The sequence below is a fragment of the Colwellia sp. BRX10-9 genome, from assembly GCF_014077405.1.
Classification (GTDB): domain Bacteria; phylum Pseudomonadota; class Gammaproteobacteria; order Enterobacterales; family Alteromonadaceae; genus Colwellia_A.
In genome coordinates, this window is record NZ_JACGVV010000087.1 from 1 (window position 1) to 1,220 (window position 1,220).

At 37.9% G+C, this 1,220-nt stretch carries 1 protein-coding gene; it reads left to right on the plus strand.

The window, feature by feature from the left end:
- Positions 1–235 precede the first annotated feature (235 nt).
- Positions 236–1,195: an IS110 family transposase gene (locus H4J69_RS19580; protein ID WP_182216147.1), complete on the plus strand. Its 960-nt coding sequence runs from the start codon at positions 236–238 to the stop codon at positions 1,193–1,195.
- Positions 1,196–1,220 lie beyond the last annotated feature (25 nt).

Sequence of the window (1,220 nt, forward strand, 5' to 3'; positions counted from 1 at the left end):
AACAGCTTGTATGGATAATAAATCCATTAATTAATAACAATTTAAACCAAGTTCGGTAAAGTGAGACCCAAGCTTTGGCTGCAACCAAAGTCTTCTTATACGATAGTTCGACTAACAGCTGGCTCCTCTGTTGAGAGACCGTTAATAAGTGAGAACGTCGTATAGGACTCCAAGCATTAAACTCGAATAGTCAACTGGGCCTCGAGCCCGAATAGCAAGGCGGAGTCAGCTTATTATGAATTGCATAAATAATCAAAAAGAAATCACAGTTGGTGTTGATACAGGTAAGCTTCAACTCGACATTCATATTAGACCATTAGATATTTATTTTACGGTTACTAATGATGAGAAAGGCATTAAAAAAGCCATTAAAAAAATAAAACCACACAAGCCAACACGCATTGTGATTGAAGCTACAGGTAGACTTGAACACCCGTTTATCATTGCCTGTTCTCAAGCGGATTTACCTTTTACCGTAGCAAACCCTGCGCATATAAAAAAGTTTGCTGGTGCTATTGGACGTAAGGCTAAAACAGATAAATTAGACGCCCAGTTAATTGCACATTATGGTGAAGCAATTAAGCCACCGTTGTCGAAATTAAAGCCTGAAAACATTCAGTTAATGAGTAATTTATTGTCTCGAAGAAGACAACTTATGACCATGCAAACCATGGAGAAAAATCGACTTCAGATTATGCCAAAAGAAATAACAAACATTATCAAACCTATCTTAATCGCCATTAAAAATCAGATAGAAAAAGTCGATAATAAACTCAATAAGCTCATTGAAAAGTGCAGTGAATATAAAGCTAAAAACACTATTATTCAGAGCATGCCTGGAATCGGCCCTGTGGTTGCTTTTAACCTACTGAGCGACATGCCAGAACTGGGTTATTTAACCAATAAAGAAGCAGCTTCGTTAATCGGCGTAGCGCCATTTAATAAAGAGAGTGGGAGTTACGAGGGTCAACGAAATATACGTGGTGGTCGTCATAAAATTAGAACCGTGATGTACATGGCAATGATGTCTGCAATGCAATGCAACCCTGTTTTTAAAACAACATATCAACGATTAGTAGCAGCCGGAAAGCCGAAAAAAACAGCGATAATCGCCTGCGTTCGTAAGATGATTATTATTCTTAATTCTATGGTGAGGGATGGTGTCATGTGGGACCCTGAAAGGAATCAGAATTAATAATTGACACCATAGTCACTTATTA